Below are 13,608 nucleotides of genomic sequence, written 5' to 3'. Positions count from 1 at the left end.
TTTGGCGCCGTTTCCGCGTGGTAGTGCTTGGGCGAAGGGTCTTGACGCCGAGTCCGATGCGCCTTCGACTGACCGCCTTGTTCCTGACGCTCCTGATGTCGGCCGCGCACGCCGCGCCTGTGCCGCAGCAGGTCGACATCCCGCTGTCGTCGGGTGTCCTGCATGCGCAGCTCTACAAGCCCGAGGGCGAGGGGCCGTTTCCGGCCGTGATCGCGCTGCACGGCTGCGGCGGGCTCAGTGGCCATTCCGATTCCGTCCTGCCACGCTATCGCGATTGGGCCGAGCGGCTGCTGAGGGCCGGCAATGCCGTGCTGCTGCCTGACAGCTACGGCTCGCGCGAGCTCGGGCCGCAGTGTCGCGTCAAGGAGATGCACGTCAAGGCGCGGCGCGAACGCGTGACCGACATCGCGGCGTCACGCGCCTGGCTAATGAAGCAGAGCTGGGTGGCGCGCGACCGCGTCAGCCTGATCGGCTGGGCCAACGGCGCCAGCGCGCTGCTGTGGGCCGTGCGGCCACAGAGCGCGGCGCGCGATTTGGGCCCGGATTTTCGCGCCGCGGTCGCCTTCTATCCCGATTGCCGGATCTCCGCCGGCCTCGGCTGGAGCACGCGGGTGCCGACCTTGGTGCTGATCGGCGCCGATGACGACGTGTCGTCGCCGCCGGCCTGCCGCCAGATGGTGGATGGCGCGCGCGGCCGCAGCGCGCTCGCGCGCATCGTGGTCTATCCCGGCGCCTATCATGATTTCGACCGCGCCAACACGCCGCTGCACGCAGCTGCCGGCGGCACCGACGTGGCCGCGCCCGAGCACGGCCATCTCGGCACCGATGCGCAGGCGCGTGCGGAGTCGCAGAAGGACGTCGCGGAATGGCTGGCGCGGTGAGGATGGTGCCGTAGATCGTAGCTCGGACTTGTCCCGCCGTAGCTCGGTAGAGCGAAGGCGGAAGCGGGGCTGGCCGAGGAACAACGTCAGGCGGACAGCCCCGCATCGACCACCGCCCTGCACGGACCATGATGGCCGACCGGGAATCTACGGATCGCGCGTGGCGCCGGTTTCAGCATGTCGCGACGCCATCATTCGACCACGATGTCGATTAAACGCAATCAGTATGCGCAACCGCATCGTCCTGCTCTCCTCCGCCGTGATCGTCTTCACCGTCGCGATCTTCCTGTATGAAGCCCACGCCGGCGCGCCACAGTTCGCGCCGGAACATTGCGGCTTCTGGACCACGATCGACGCGGGATTGTCCTGCCGGTAAGGCGGACTGCCGCCGCAGTCGTCATTCCGAGCGTAGCGACTTGTCCGCCGAAGCTTCAGCGAAGGTGGAAGCAATCCAGAATCTTTCCGCAGAAGGACCCTGGATTGCTTCGTCGCAAGGGCTCCTCGCAATGACGAGGTTGTGGCTACACTCGCCTCCACACACGCGCTGTCATCGCCCGGCTTGCCGCCTTCGCTGAAGCTTCGGCGGCCAAGCACCCTTGTGGCCCCGGCGTAGCCTTGGCGGAGCCGGGACCGGGCGATCCAGTACGCCGAGACGTCTGTGGTTCACCGAGAAGCCGCGGCGTACTGGATTCCTCGCCTGCGCGGGGAATGACACCGAGGGTGGAGCGCCGCCCTCGCGCCTCAGAACAAGCTGCCCTGATCCACCGGCTTGGCCACGCGCTTCGGCGCGGGTTTTGCGTCTTGCGCGGCCGGCTTTGGCTGTGAGGGCGCACGCTTCGCCGTCGGTGCCGGGCGGTCCGCATCCGCAGTCGCGGCCACACGGCCATCGGCAAACTCGATCTCGAGCCGCGCATTCGGCCCGACGCTGTCGGCCGCATGCAGGGGGTGGCCGGCTTCATCGCGCACCAATGCAAAGCCGCGCGCGAGCACGCTGCGATAGGACAGCGCGGAGAGCAGCTTGCCGCTGTTCTCGACACGCGCATCGAGCCGTTGCAGCAGCGTGACAAGCGCGCGTTGCGCGCGCTCGGCGAGCCGATGCGTGTGCTCGCGCTGGCGGAGAATCGCGTTGCGCTGCGCCTGTGCGTTGGAAAGCTTTGAGGCGCGCAAGCGAACCTCGAGCCCGGCAAAGTGGTCGCGCCGCCGCCGCAGCAGCGAGCGCGCGGACAGGCCGAGCCGCTCGCCGCACACGGTGAGGCGGTGATCGGCCTGCGCGATCTGGCCGTGCAGCACCCGCAGCGTCAGCTTGGCGCTGGCGGCGGTGAACCTGCGGAAATGCGCATGCGTGTTGGCTTTGAGGCAGCGGGGCAGGGATGCGCCCGCCGAATCCAGCCGCTGCCGCGGGATCGCCAGCAAGTCGCCGGCCGCCGGCAGCGCGCGCGCGGCCGCGCGCAACTCGTTGCGCCGGCTTTCTTGGCCGCGCTGCCAGCAGGCGCGAGTGCGCCGTCCGAGATCGGCGACCTCGACGAAGAGGTCGCTGCGCACCGGCACCGCCATCTCGGCCGCCGCCGTCGGCGTAGGCGCGCGCTTATCGGCGACGAAATCGATCAGCGTGATGTCGGTCTCGTGCCCGACCGCCGAGATCAGCGGGATCATGCTGTCGCTAGCCGCGCGCACCACGATCTCCTCGTTGAACGACCAGAGATCTTCCAGCGAGCCGCCGCCGCGCGCGACGATCAACACATCGGGCCGCGGAATCTTGCCGCCCTCGGGCAGCGCGTTGAAGCCGCGGATCGCGGCCGCGACCTGCTCGGCCGAGCCTTCGCCCTGCACCTTGACCGGCCACACCAGCACGCGGCGGGGAAAGCGGTCCTCCAGCCGATGCAGGATGTCGCGGATGACGGCGCCGGTCGGCGAGGTGACGACGCCGATCACCTCCGGCAGCCAGGGCAAGAGCTGCTTGCGCGCCTGGTCGAACAGGCCTTCGGCGGCAAGCTTCTTCTTGCGCTCCTCCATCAGCGCCATCAGCGCGCCGATGCCGGCCGGCTCCAGCGCCTCGATCACGATCTGGTATTTCGAGGAGCCTGGATAGGTGGTGAGCTTGCCGGTGGCGATCACCTCGAGCCCCTCCTGGGGCTTGAAGCGCATGCGGCCGTGCACGCCCTTCCAGATCACCGCCTCGATCTTGGCGCTGTCGTCCTTGAGCGCGAAATAGCAATGGCCGGAGGAATGCGGCCCGCGAAAGCCGGAGATTTCGCCGCGGACCCGGACATGGCCAAAGGCGTCCTCGACCGTCCGCTTCAGGGACAGCGAGAGCTCGGAGACGGTGAATTCGGGCGCGTTGAGCAATTGTTCCGCAGGCGGCATCGGCAAACGATTCGGCATTTTGGGGTCAGACCCGACGTTAAGGATTTTCGCGCCGCGGCGCCAATCCCAGGATTGATTGGAAGAGTACTCTGTAATATAGAGTTCTCTATTGCTTGATGAGTTTAGGGAGATGAGCCATGGCGATCCGGCTGCTGCGCGGCGTTTTGACCGGCCTGAAATGGGCGTTGTGTGCGCTCGGCGGCGTGGCGCTGATCCTGGGCGCCATGATCGCAACGCCGCTGGAGCGGCCGCCTGAGATGCGATCGGTCTCGGATTCAGCCAAGGGCATCGACTGGTCCACGTTGCCACCGCTCGAACGTTTTCAGGCCCGCGATGGCACCTGGATCGGTTATCGCCACTATGCGCCGAAAGGCCCGGAGACGGGCCGCGGCGCGATCTTCATCCATGGCTCCTCCGGCTCCAGCGGCACCGTCAATCACGCGCTGACCCATGCGATCGCCGCGCGCGGGGTGGAGACCTGGGCACTGGACATCCGCGGCCATGGCGGCTCCGGCACGCGCGGCGACATCGGCTATGTCGGCCAACTCGAGGACGACCTCGTCGACTTCGTCGCTCATGTCCGCAGGAACGCGCCTGATCTGCCGCTGACCCTGATCGGCCATTCCGCCGGCGCCGGCTTCTCGCTGCGCGTCGCGGCCACGCCGATCATGCAGGACATGTTCGTCCGCACCGTGCTGCTCGCGCCCTATCTCGGCTATGACGCGCCGACCAACAAGCCGCATTCCGGGGGCTGGGCCAATGCCGATATGCCGCGCTTATTCGGGCTTGCCGCGCTGCGCAAGCTCGGCATCGATTGCTGCGCGCAGCTGCCGGTGCTCGCCCTGGCGGTGCCGCCGGCCTCGGCGAAGTACCTCGTCTCCACCTATTCCGACCGCCTGATGCGCAATTTCGCGACGCGTGGCTATCGCATCGATCTTCCGGCGACGACACGTCCGATCACGATCTTCGGCGCCGCCGAGGACGAGATGATGATCTCGGACAAATATGCCGAGACGGTTCAGGCCATCAAGCCGTCGATCGACGTCAAGATCATCGACGGTATCAACCACATGGGCATCGTCACCAATCCGAAAGCGGTCTCCGCGATCGCCGAGGACGTGGCGACGCGCGGTGCGGCGGGGAGCTGACCATGATCGCGCATTTGACGCCCACAGGTGCAATTCATGCCGTGCTGGCGACGCTGTGTCTCGTTGCCGGGCTAGTTCAGTTTCTGCGCCCGAAGCGCGGTGCAGGCCATCGCGCGCGCGGCTACTTCTACGTCTACGCCATGCTGGCCTCGGACGCCGCGACCTTGCTGGTCTATCGGTTCACCGGCCATTTCAACGCGTTCCATGTCGCCGCGATCGTGAACTTCACCCTGATCGTCCTGGCGATCATTCCGCTGCTGCGCACGCCGCGACCGGCGAACTGGCGAAGGACTCATTATAACTTCATCGCCTGGTCCTATGCCTCCCCTGTCTCGGCGGCAATCACGAACATCGCGGCGCGGTTGCTGCCTGTGACCACGCGGGAGCAGGTCGCATTGATTGCGCTCGTCGCGTCGCTTGTGACCATGATGATCGCGTACATCCTGATCCGGAAGCATCGGCCCCCAGTGGAGGCACCAGCGATGTCCACCGGGCTGGTCGAGCAGAGCGGAGCGCCATCGTGATCGACAGCAAGCAGGCTTCCGAAGCGCTGAACGATATCGACGACACCGTCCGCCGCGTGCGGCAGTCGCAGATCTACGAGGTCTCCAGTCTCGCCCTGCTGATGTGGGGCGTGCTGGCGTTCGTCGGCAACATCTCGGGCTGGCTCTGGCCGCGCTACGGGCTCTACTTCTGGTTTGCAGTGTACGGGGTGTCGGCCATAGGCCTGATCGCTCTCGGTGCGTATCACCGTTCGAAGAGCCGCATTCGCGTGTTCGACGGCCGCTATTTTCTGACGTTTGGGTTGATCGCCGCCTTTGGCATTTTCTGCTGCTATTTCGGTCATTTCACGCCGCGCCAGCAGACGGTGTTCTGGCCGATCTACATCATGCTGTTCTACATGATGGCAGGGGTCTGGTTCGGCTATGCATTCCTGGTGATCGGAGCGACCATCATTGCACTGACGCTGATCGGATATGCCTACATCCCCGGCATATCGCTGCTGCTGTGGATGGCGGCCGTCAATGGCGGCGGGCTGACCCTCGGCGGCCTCTGGATGCGGCGGAGCTAGAATTGGCCGCGCTCGACGACATCATCCACCAGCCGCTGCGCCTGAAGATCATGGCGGCGCTGAACGCGCTGCCGCAGTCGACCGGCCTGGAGTTCGCGCGGCTGAAGAAGCTCACCGGCGCCACCGACGGCAATCTCGGCGCACATATCGAGACCTTGGCCAAGGCCGGTTACGTCTCGGTGGAAAAGGCCTTCGTCGGCAAGAAGCCGCAGACCACGGTCACCGCCACCGCCGCCGGCCGCGGCGCCTTCGCGCGGCATGTGGCGATTTTGCAGGAGATCATCGCGGGGAAGCAGGTTTAATCTCTGCGGTGCCGATTGTTGCGCCCTCTCCCCTTGTGGGAGAGGGCATGACGCCGGGCGCCCAGGGCTCGCTTGGGTGAGGGGTTTATCTCCGCGGATGGAGACCCCTCATCCGTCTCGCCGCTACGCGGCGAGCCACCTTCTCCCACAAGGGGAGAAGGGACCGCAGCGGAGTATGCCGCGCGCTCGGAATGGCGGGGAGTTTGGGCCGTTTCCCCTTGAGACCCGCCGCGATTCGTGCGACCTCCGCGGCCAGCAAACCCCTTATCCTGAGCCTTCGATGCACATTCTCCTGCTCGGTTCCGGCGGCCGCGAACATGCTCTGGCATGGAAGATCGCGGCCTCCCCTCTGGTGACCAAATTCTGGTGCGCGCCCGGCAATGCCGGCATCGCGCGGGAGGCGGAGTGCGTGGCGCTCGATATCGCCGATCATGCGGCCGTGATCGACTTCTGCAAGACAAACGCGGTTGAGCTCGTGGTGGTCGGGCCGGAAACGCCGCTGGCGGCCGGCATCGTCGATGACCTCACCGCCGCCGGCATCAAGGCGTTCGGGCCGAGCAAGGTGGCGGCCCAGCTCGAAAGCTCCAAGGGTTTCACCAAGGCGCTCTGCACCGAATTCGGCATTCCGACCGGCGCCTACAAGCGCTTCACCGATGCCAATGAGGCGCGCGCCTATATCCAGAGCCAGGGCGCGCCGATCGTGGTCAAGGCCGACGGTCTTGCCGCCGGCAAGGGCGTCGTGGTCGCCAAGACCGTGCGCGAGGCGGAGGACGCTATCGCCATGATGTTCGAGGGCGCGTTCGGCGAGGCCGGCGCTGAAGTCGTGATCGAGGAGTTTCTGCCGGGTCGCGAGATCAGCTTCTTCGCGCTGTGCGACGGCGAGACGGCGATCCCGCTGGCCTCGGCCCAGGACCACAAGCGCGTGTTCGACCATGACGTCGGCCCGAACACCGGCGGCATGGGCGCCTATTCGCCGACGCCACTGGTGACGCCTGCGATCCACGACGCGATCATGGCCAAGATCATCCTGCCGACGGTTGCCGGCATGAAGCAGCGCGGCACGCCGTTCCGCGGCGTGCTCTATGCTGGCATCATGCTGACGACGCAGGGCCCGAAACTGTTCGAGTTCAACGTGCGCTTCGGCGATCCCGAGTGCCAGGTCCTGATGCTGCGCATGATGTCGGACATCGTGCCGGCTTTCCTTGCAGCCTGTGACGGCGAGTTGAAGCATTTCGATCTGCGCTGGCATCCGGAATCCGCGCTCACCGTGGTGATGGCGGCGAAGGGCTATCCCGGCGACTACCAGAAGGGCACGCGCATCGGCGGGCTCGATGACGCCGCCAAGGTCGACACCGTCGAGATCTTCCACGCCGGCACGGTCGCGAAGGACGGCGCCATCCTCGCCAATGGCGGCCGCGTGCTCAATGTCTGCGCGCTCGGCAAGACCGTGACCGAGGCGCAAGGCCGTGCCTATCAGGCCGTCGACCGCATCGACTGGCCGGAAGGCTTCTGCCGCCGCGACATCGGCTGGCAGGCGGTGGAAGCGGAGAAGGCCAGGAATTAACGCGACTGGCTCGCGACCCCGGGCGATGCGCAAAGCGCACCAGTCCGAAAATCTCGAAGCTTGGTGTCACCGCGCCGCCACATCGATATTCCAGAATGTGCAATCGGCTGTTGGGGTTAGCAGCCCCGCCGATAATACCGCTACTGTGCATGGGGTTGTTTTCGACATTTTTGCTGTGTCGGGCCGGCTCCGGGACTGACCCATAAGGATGCAGAAAGATGTCCGATCTCGCCGACCTCTATCCGGGCTTTGCCGCCGAATGGATCGACACTTCCTTCGGCCGCATCTTCGCCCGCGTCGGCGGCAGCGGGCCGCCGCTGCTCCTGCTGCACGGCTTCTCCGAGACCCATGTGATGTGGCACCAGGTGGCGCCGCAGCTGGCCGATAGGTTCACGCTGATCATTGCCGATCTGCCGGGCTATGGCTGGTCCGACATACCCGCGAGCGATGCGCTGCATATCCCCTACAGCAAGCGCGCCATGGCCAAGGCCATGGTCGAGGTGATGGAGCGGCTCGGCCACGTGCATTTCGCGCTCGCCGGCCACGACCGCGGCGGCCGCGTCTCCTACCGCCTCGCGCTCGACCATCCCGGCCGGCTGTCGCGCCTAGCCGTGCTCGATATCCTGCCGACCTACAATTACTGGGAGCGGATGAACCGCGCCTACGCGCTGAAAATCTATCACTGGACCTTCCTGGCGCAGCCCTATCCGCTGCCCGAGACCCTTATCGCGAGCAATGGCGAGTTCTTCCTGCGCTTCAAGATGGCAAGCCAGACCAAGTCGAAGACGTTGGACGCGATCGACGAGCGCGCGCTCGAGCACTACCTTGCCCCGTTCCGCGATCCCGCCCGGGTGCATGCGATGTGCGAGGACTATCGCGCCGGCGCTTATTTCGACTACGACCTCGACAAGGCCGATTTCGAGGCCGGCAAGAAGATCACCGTTCCCATGCTGGCGCTGTGGGGCAATGCCGGCATCGCCCAGGCCGCCGCCACCCCGCTCGACACCTGGAAGGAATGGGCCACGAATGTCGTGGGTATGCCGGTGGATTCCGGCCACTTCCTCACCGAGGAGAACCCGGACGTCACCGCGAGCGCGTTGCGCGAGTTTTTCATAGCTTGAGAGCCGCGCTGTGTGCCCAGCACTCAACTGTCATCGTCCGCGAAGGCGGACGATCCAGTACGCCGCGGCGGCTACGATGAATCTCGATGTCTCTGGAATACTGGATTCCCCGCCTTCGCGGGGAATGACGGCGGAGTCCGGGGCCACCTACCGCCGCTCGCGAAAGAACTCCCGCAGCAGCCGCGCCGCCTCGCTCTCGCCGACGCCGGAATAGACCTCCGGCGCGTGATGGCAGGTTGGGGAAGCAAAGAACCGCACGCCGGACTCGACCGCGCCGCCCTTGGGGTCGGCGGCGCCGTAATAGAGCCGCCTCACCCTTGCAAAGGAGATCGCGCCCGCACACATGGTGCATGGTTCGAGCGTCACGTAGAGGTCGCAGTCGACGAGGCGCTCGCTGCCGATCTTCTTCGCCGCCTCGCGCAGCGCGATGATCTCGGCATGGGCCGTGGGGTCGTAGTCGGTCAGCGTCCGGTTCGCCGCGGTGGCGATGACCTCGTAATTGCGGACCACGACGCACCCGATCGGAACTTCGCCCGATTTTCCGGCATTTTCGGCCGTCCTAAGCGCCAAATCCATGAAAGAAGGGGCTTTCATGCCTCGTATCATCGCCAGAAACCTGCTACTAGCTCCGCCTTCAGCAAGAGTGGATACCGATTTTGCCTGAGCATGCGGCTCGGAACGAGCGCGCACAATGCTCATCGCGCCACCCCTAAGTGAGATTATTCATGCCCCGCGACAGCGACAAAGACAACGATTCCCGGGGCCGGCGTGATCGTGGCCCGTCCAAGGGCCGCACCGGCAAGCCCCGGGGGCCGGACAAGAAATTCGCCAAGCGCGGCTTCGAGGGCAAGCGCGATCGCGACAGCCGCCCGCCCCGCGAGGGTCGTGAGGGCCGTCCGTTCCGCCGCCGCGAGGAGGGCGATGCGCCGCGCCGTGATTTCAGCGACCGTCCGCGCTTCAAGCGCGACGACCGCGGCGGAGAGGGCCGCGGCGAGCGCAGCTTCAAGCCGCGGAGTGACCGGCCGTTCAAGCCGCGCGGCGACCGTCCGAAGTTCGATCGTGATGAGCGCGCGCCGCGCGGTGAGCGGTCGGAGCGGCGGTTCGAAGACCGCAAGTTTTCGCGCGGCGACTCCGACCGGCCGCGCAAGGATTTTGGCCGCGACCGCGACTTCCGGGATAGCAAGCGCAGCTTTGGCGACCGTCCGAGAGATCGTGGCGAGCGAGGCGATTCAAAGCCGTGGCAGAAGCGCGACGATCGTCCGCGCGGTGACCGGCCGCACAAGAGCTTCGACAAGGATTTCGGCGGCCGTGATCGTGGCGATGAAAAGCCCTGGCGTCAGCGCGACGACCGTCGTGAAGGTGGCCGTGGCGACGACCGTCCGCGTTTCTCCCGGCGCCGCGACGAGGGCGATGATCGCCCGCGTTTCTCGCGTCCGCGCGAGGAGCGGTCCGGTGACGATCGTCCGCGCTTCAATCGCTCGCGCGAAAGGCGGCCGGAAGGCCGCATGGACTGGCAGGAGCATCCCCGCAGCGAGGGTCGCTTCCGCGACCGGCCGCGCCGCGACAACGAGGACGACAGCAGGATTTTCGAGAAGCGCCCCGCCTTCGGCGGCCGCGGCGCCTATCGCGAGCGCGATCGCGATTTCGAGGGTCGTCCGCGCCGTGAAGACGCGCCAAAGCCGAAGAAGGCCGGCGAGCGCATTGCAAAAGTGCTGGCGCGCGCGGGCCTCGCTTCGCGGCGCGATGCCGAGGAATTGGTCACGCAGGGCCGCGTCACCGTCAACGGCCGGGTGATCAATTCGCCGGCGCTCGACGTCACCCAGAACGACGTCGTCGCTGTCGACGGCAAGCCGTTGCCGCCGCGCGAGCGCACGCGGCTGTTCCTCTATCACAAGCCGCGCGGGTTGATGACAACACATGACGACCCCGAGGGTCGTCCGACCGTGTTCGACAATCTTCCCGAAGGTCTGCCGCGCCTGATCAGCGTCGGCCGGCTCGACTTCAACACCGAGGGCTTGTTGCTGCTCACCAATGACGGCGGCCTCGCCCGTACGCTCGAGCTGCCGGACACCGGCTGGCTGCGCCGCTACCGCGTCCGCGCTCATGGCGACGTCACCCAGGCGCAGCTCGACGAGCTCAAGGGTGGCATCGAGGTCGAGGGCGTCAAATACGGTCCGATCGAAGCGACGCTGGAGCGCGATCAGGGCGCCAATGTCTGGCTGGTGTTCGCGATCCGCGAGGGCAAGAACCGCGAAGTGCGCAATGTCTGCGCCCATCTGGGGCTCGAGGTGAACCGGCTGATCCGCGTCTCCTATGGCCCGTTCCAGCTCGGCGAGATTCCGGAAGGCCAGGTCGAGGAGATCAAGTCGCGCGTGCTGCGCGAGCAACTCGGCGACAAGGTCATCGAGAAGTCGGGCGCCGAGTTCGACGTGCCCGCGAAATCCGCCGCGCGCGAGGGCGATGCGCCGAAGAAGCCGATGAAGCGCGCCGTCATCAACGACCGCAAGGGCCGCCGCGTGCTGGTGCAGCGTACCGGCAGCGAGGAGGCGCGCGAGCGCAACGAGTTGGAAGCGAACGGCTACGGCCCGCCGCGCCGTCCCAAGCGCGGCTATCACGGCAAACGCGACCTGACGCCGCGGGAGGATTAACTTGCGCGTGGTCGGCGGTCGTTTGAAGGGGCGCAATCTCGCCTCACCGTCTTCGCGCGACATCCGCCCGACGGCGGACCGCCTGCGCGAATCCGTGTTCAACATCCTCGTGCACGCCTATGGCGATCCGATCGAGGACGCGCGCGTGCTCGATCTCTTCGCCGGCACCGGTGCGCTCGGCATCGAGGCGTCGTCACGCGGGGCGAAGTTCACGTTGTTCGTCGACAATGGGGCCGAAGCGCGAGCATTGCTGCGCAACAATGTCGAGTCGCTGGGCCTCGGCGGCGTAACCAAGGTCTATCGCCGCGATGCAACCGACCTCGGCCCCGCGCATCCCGTCGAGCCGTTCTCGCTGGTGTTCCTCGATCCGCCCTATGGCAAGGGTTTTGCGGAGAAGGCGCTCGCGAGCTTGCGCGACGGCGGTTGGCTCACGCCGGGCGCACTGCTGGTGGTGGAAGAGGCGAAGGCCGCGCAGTTCGTGACGCCGGAGGGTTTTGAGGAATTGGAGCGGCGGGCTTATGACGACACGGAGTTCGTGTTTCTGAGGAAGCCGTAGTCTCGCTGCCGTAGGGTGGGCAAAGGCGCGCTCTTCGCGCGCCGTGCCCACCGCTTCTATTGCTCTCGTGGAAAGATCGTGGGCACGGCGCTTTGCGCCTTTGCCCACCCTACGGCACCGTCACCTCCGCCCGAACAGCTTCTCCACATCGCTCAGCTTCAGCTCGACATAGGTCGGGCGGCCGTGATTGCACTGGCCGGAGTTCGGGGTGTCCTCCATCTCGCGGAGCAGGGCGTTCATCTCCTCCGGCCGCAGCCGGCGGCCGGCGCGGATCGAGCCATGGCAGGCCATGGTGGCGGCGACATGCATCAGGCGGCGCTCCAGCGGCAAGGCCTCGTCCCACTCGGCCATGTGCTCGGCGAGATCGCGGAGCAGCCCGCCTGCATTGGTCCTGCCCAGCAGCGACGGCGTCTCGCGCACCGCGACCGCGCCGGGGCCGAAGGACTCGATCGCGAGACCGAACGATGCCAGCTCCCCGCTGCGATCGAGCAGGCGCTCCACCGTGGCCTCGTCCATCTCGACGATCTCGGGGATCAGCAGGATCTGCCGCTGCACGCCGTTCGCCGCCAGCGAGGCCTTCAGCCGTTCATAGACAATGCGCTCGTGCGCGGCATGCTGGTCGACGATGATCAACCCGTCGCGAGTTTGCGAGACGATGTAGGTCTCGTGGATCTGCGTGCGTGCTGCGCCGAGCGGGCGGTCGATGAGATCGCCGGCGGGTTGCGTCTCGATCCGCACGTCCGCACTGGGCGCACCGACATCGAAGGCGGCCTGGGCGGGCTCGGCGAAGGCGGGTGCTGCTGAACCTTCGAACGACGGCAGTGTCCCAACCGGGACCGATGGCGATTGGCGCCAGTCCCAACTGGCAGGCCGTTGTGGCGTGAAGGCAGGGCGGAACGAGGACAAGGCGGCGCCGCCGCTGTTGGCCGCCGTGCGCCGTCCCTCGCGCGCAAGCCCTTCCTTCAATCCATGCACGATCAGCGCGCGCACCAGACCCGCGTTGCGGAAACGTACCTCGGTCTTGGCCGGATGCACGTTGGCGTCGACCTCGCGTGGATCGAGCGTGACGAACAGCGCCACCACGGGATGGCGGTCGCGCGGCAGATAGTCGGAATAGGCCGCGCGCACCGCGCCGAGGATCAGCTTGTCGCGCACCGGACGGCCGTTGACGAAGAGATATTGCCCGAGCGCGTTGGCTTTGGTCAGCGCAGGTGCGGCGGCATAGCCGGCGACGACGACGCCCTCGCGCTCGGCATGGACCTCGATGGCGTGGCTGCGAAACTCCGCGCCCAGGATATCGCCGAGCCGCGTCAGGCGTCCCGCCGCGCCGGGCAGCGCCGCGGCCCAGGTCACCGGCGCGCGCTCTTCGCCCGCGAGCGTGAAGGCGATATCGGGCCGCGCCATCGCGAGGCGCCGGACCACTTCGCGAATGGCCTCGGCCTCGGTGCGGTCGGTCTTCAGGAATTTCAGCCGCGCCGGCGTCGCGTAGAAGAGATCGTTGACCTCGACCCGCGTGCCATGCGCCAGCGCCGCCGGCATGATCTCGGACTTCTCGCCGCCTTCGACAGTCAACGCCCACGCGTGCGGCTCGCTGGCGTGCCGCGTCGTGATGGAGAGGCGCGCGACCGACCCGATCGAGGGCAGCGCCTCACCACGGAATCCGAGGGTGCGGATCTGGAGCAGGTCCTCATCGTCGAGCTTGGAGGTGGCGTGGCGCTCGACTGCGAGTGCGAGATCCTTTGCAGTCATGCCGCCGCCGTCATCGGTGATGCCGATCCGCCTGCGCCCGCCACCGTCGGTGAAGACGTCGATGCGGCTCGCGCCGGCATCGATCGCGTTTTCGACGAGCTCCTTGACCACGCTCGCCGGACGTTCGACCACCTCGCCGGCGGCGATGCGGTTGACGACTTGCTCTGGAAGCTGGCGGACGGGCATGAACTCGATCTTGAGGC

The 13,608-nt window shown here is 66.8% G+C and carries 13 protein-coding genes; 10 read left to right on the top strand and 3 right to left on the bottom strand.

The annotated features are described in order from the left end of the window. Window positions 1-56 precede the first annotated feature (56 nt). Both AAE027_RS25970 and AAE027_RS25965 read left to right on the top strand, forming a co-directional pair. Complete coding sequence (locus tag AAE027_RS25970; RefSeq protein ID WP_249759560.1) at window positions 57-881, top strand: dienelactone hydrolase family protein; 825 nt, start codon at window positions 57-59, stop codon at window positions 879-881. A gap of 226 nt (window positions 882-1,107) precedes the next feature. Next, on the top strand, window positions 1,108-1,257 hold the full coding sequence (locus AAE027_RS25965; protein WP_370986336.1) for a hypothetical protein: 150 nt from the start codon (window positions 1,108-1,110) through the stop codon (window positions 1,255-1,257). Between the two features lie 365 nt (window positions 1,258-1,622). Here the strand turns inward: AAE027_RS25965 and xseA are convergent, their stop codons facing one another. Beyond that, entirely contained in the window at window positions 1,623-3,245 is a 1,623-nt protein-coding gene (xseA, locus tag AAE027_RS25960; RefSeq protein WP_370986516.1) for an exodeoxyribonuclease VII large subunit, read from the bottom strand. A gap of 137 nt (window positions 3,246-3,382) precedes the next feature. Here xseA and AAE027_RS25955 point away from each other — a divergent pair, with 137 nt between their 5' ends. From AAE027_RS25955 to AAE027_RS25930, 6 genes are all read left to right on the top strand, one after another. Continuing rightward, the gene (locus AAE027_RS25955; protein ID WP_370986335.1) at window positions 3,383-4,393 is read left to right on the top strand and encodes an alpha/beta hydrolase; all 1,011 of its coding nucleotides are present in this window, start codon (window positions 3,383-3,385) and stop codon (window positions 4,391-4,393) included. 2 nt (window positions 4,394-4,395) lie between these two features. Further along, on the top strand, window positions 4,396-4,917 hold the full coding sequence (locus AAE027_RS25950; RefSeq protein ID WP_370986334.1) for a DUF2306 domain-containing protein: 522 nt from the start codon (window positions 4,396-4,398) through the stop codon (window positions 4,915-4,917). Then, window positions 4,914-5,465 (top strand): hypothetical protein, encoded by a 552-nt coding sequence (locus AAE027_RS25945; protein ID WP_370986333.1) that lies wholly within the window; start codon window positions 4,914-4,916, stop codon window positions 5,463-5,465. Before AAE027_RS25950 ends, AAE027_RS25945 begins: the two co-directional genes overlap by 4 nt. Before the next feature lie 2 nt (window positions 5,466-5,467). Further along, on the top strand, window positions 5,468-5,767 hold the full coding sequence (locus tag AAE027_RS25940; RefSeq protein ID WP_370986332.1) for a winged helix-turn-helix domain-containing protein: 300 nt from the start codon (window positions 5,468-5,470) through the stop codon (window positions 5,765-5,767). Window positions 5,768-6,047: 280 nt separating this feature from the next. Then, a complete protein-coding gene (purD, locus tag AAE027_RS25935) occupies window positions 6,048-7,331 on the top strand; it encodes a phosphoribosylamine--glycine ligase (protein WP_370986331.1) in 1,284 nt (427 codons plus the stop codon). Between the two features lie 218 nt (window positions 7,332-7,549). Continuing rightward, window positions 7,550-8,452, top strand: coding sequence for an alpha/beta fold hydrolase (locus tag AAE027_RS25930; protein WP_370986329.1), 903 nt, complete (start codon window positions 7,550-7,552; stop codon window positions 8,450-8,452). A 147-nt stretch (window positions 8,453-8,599) separates the two neighbouring features. On the opposite strand, the gene AAE027_RS25925 is transcribed toward AAE027_RS25930, so the two are convergent. Next, window positions 8,600-9,058, bottom strand: coding sequence for a nucleoside deaminase (locus tag AAE027_RS25925; protein ID WP_130221193.1), 459 nt, complete (start codon window positions 9,056-9,058; stop codon window positions 8,600-8,602). A 119-nt stretch (window positions 9,059-9,177) separates the two neighbouring features. Here AAE027_RS25925 and AAE027_RS25920 point away from each other — a divergent pair, with 119 nt between their 5' ends. Both AAE027_RS25920 and rsmD read left to right on the top strand, forming a co-directional pair. Beyond that, window positions 9,178-11,100, top strand: coding sequence for a pseudouridine synthase (locus tag AAE027_RS25920; RefSeq protein WP_370986327.1), 1,923 nt, complete (start codon window positions 9,178-9,180; stop codon window positions 11,098-11,100). A 1-nt stretch (window position 11,101) separates the two neighbouring features. Further along, window positions 11,102-11,656 (top strand): 16S rRNA (guanine(966)-N(2))-methyltransferase RsmD, encoded by a 555-nt coding sequence (rsmD, locus tag AAE027_RS25915; protein WP_091886852.1) that lies wholly within the window; start codon window positions 11,102-11,104, stop codon window positions 11,654-11,656. Window positions 11,657-11,776: 120 nt separating this feature from the next. Here rsmD and mutL read toward each other — a convergent pair whose 3' ends face one another. Continuing rightward, on the bottom strand, window positions 11,777-13,591 hold the full coding sequence (gene mutL / locus AAE027_RS25910) for a DNA mismatch repair endonuclease MutL (protein WP_370986326.1): 1,815 nt from the start codon (window positions 13,589-13,591) through the stop codon (window positions 11,777-11,779). Window positions 13,592-13,608 lie beyond the last annotated feature (17 nt).

It is taken from the genome of Bradyrhizobium sp. DN3 (assembly GCF_041357655.1).
In the GTDB taxonomy this organism is placed as follows: domain Bacteria; phylum Pseudomonadota; class Alphaproteobacteria; order Rhizobiales; family Xanthobacteraceae; genus Bradyrhizobium.
Note: the sequence above shows the minus strand (reverse complement) of the source record. Positions and strands in the feature narration are given on the sequence as shown.

What these genes read in the sequence shown, in the direction of transcription:
- AAE027_RS25970 (WP_249759560.1), top strand. Translation starts at nt 57, where the DNA reads ATGCGCCTTCGACTGACCGCCTTGTTCCTGACGCTCCTGATGTCGGCC.
- AAE027_RS25965 (WP_370986336.1), top strand. Translation starts at nt 1,108, where the DNA reads ATGCGCAACCGCATCGTCCTGCTCTCCTCCGCCGTGATCGTCTTCACC.
- xseA (WP_370986516.1), bottom strand. Translation starts at nt 3,245, where the DNA reads ATGCCGCCTGCGGAACAATTGCTCAACGCGCCCGAATTCACCGTCTCC.
- AAE027_RS25955 (WP_370986335.1), top strand. Translation starts at nt 3,383, where the DNA reads ATGGCGATCCGGCTGCTGCGCGGCGTTTTGACCGGCCTGAAATGGGCG.
- AAE027_RS25950 (WP_370986334.1), top strand. Translation starts at nt 4,396, where the DNA reads ATGATCGCGCATTTGACGCCCACAGGTGCAATTCATGCCGTGCTGGCG.
- purD (WP_370986331.1), top strand. Translation starts at nt 6,048, where the DNA reads ATGCACATTCTCCTGCTCGGTTCCGGCGGCCGCGAACATGCTCTGGCA.
- AAE027_RS25930 (WP_370986329.1), top strand. Translation starts at nt 7,550, where the DNA reads ATGTCCGATCTCGCCGACCTCTATCCGGGCTTTGCCGCCGAATGGATC.
- AAE027_RS25925 (WP_130221193.1), bottom strand. Translation starts at nt 9,058, where the DNA reads ATGATACGAGGCATGAAAGCCCCTTCTTTCATGGATTTGGCGCTTAGG.
- AAE027_RS25920 (WP_370986327.1), top strand. Translation starts at nt 9,178, where the DNA reads ATGCCCCGCGACAGCGACAAAGACAACGATTCCCGGGGCCGGCGTGAT.
- mutL (WP_370986326.1), bottom strand. Translation starts at nt 13,591, where the DNA reads ATGCCCGTCCGCCAGCTTCCAGAGCAAGTCGTCAACCGCATCGCCGCC.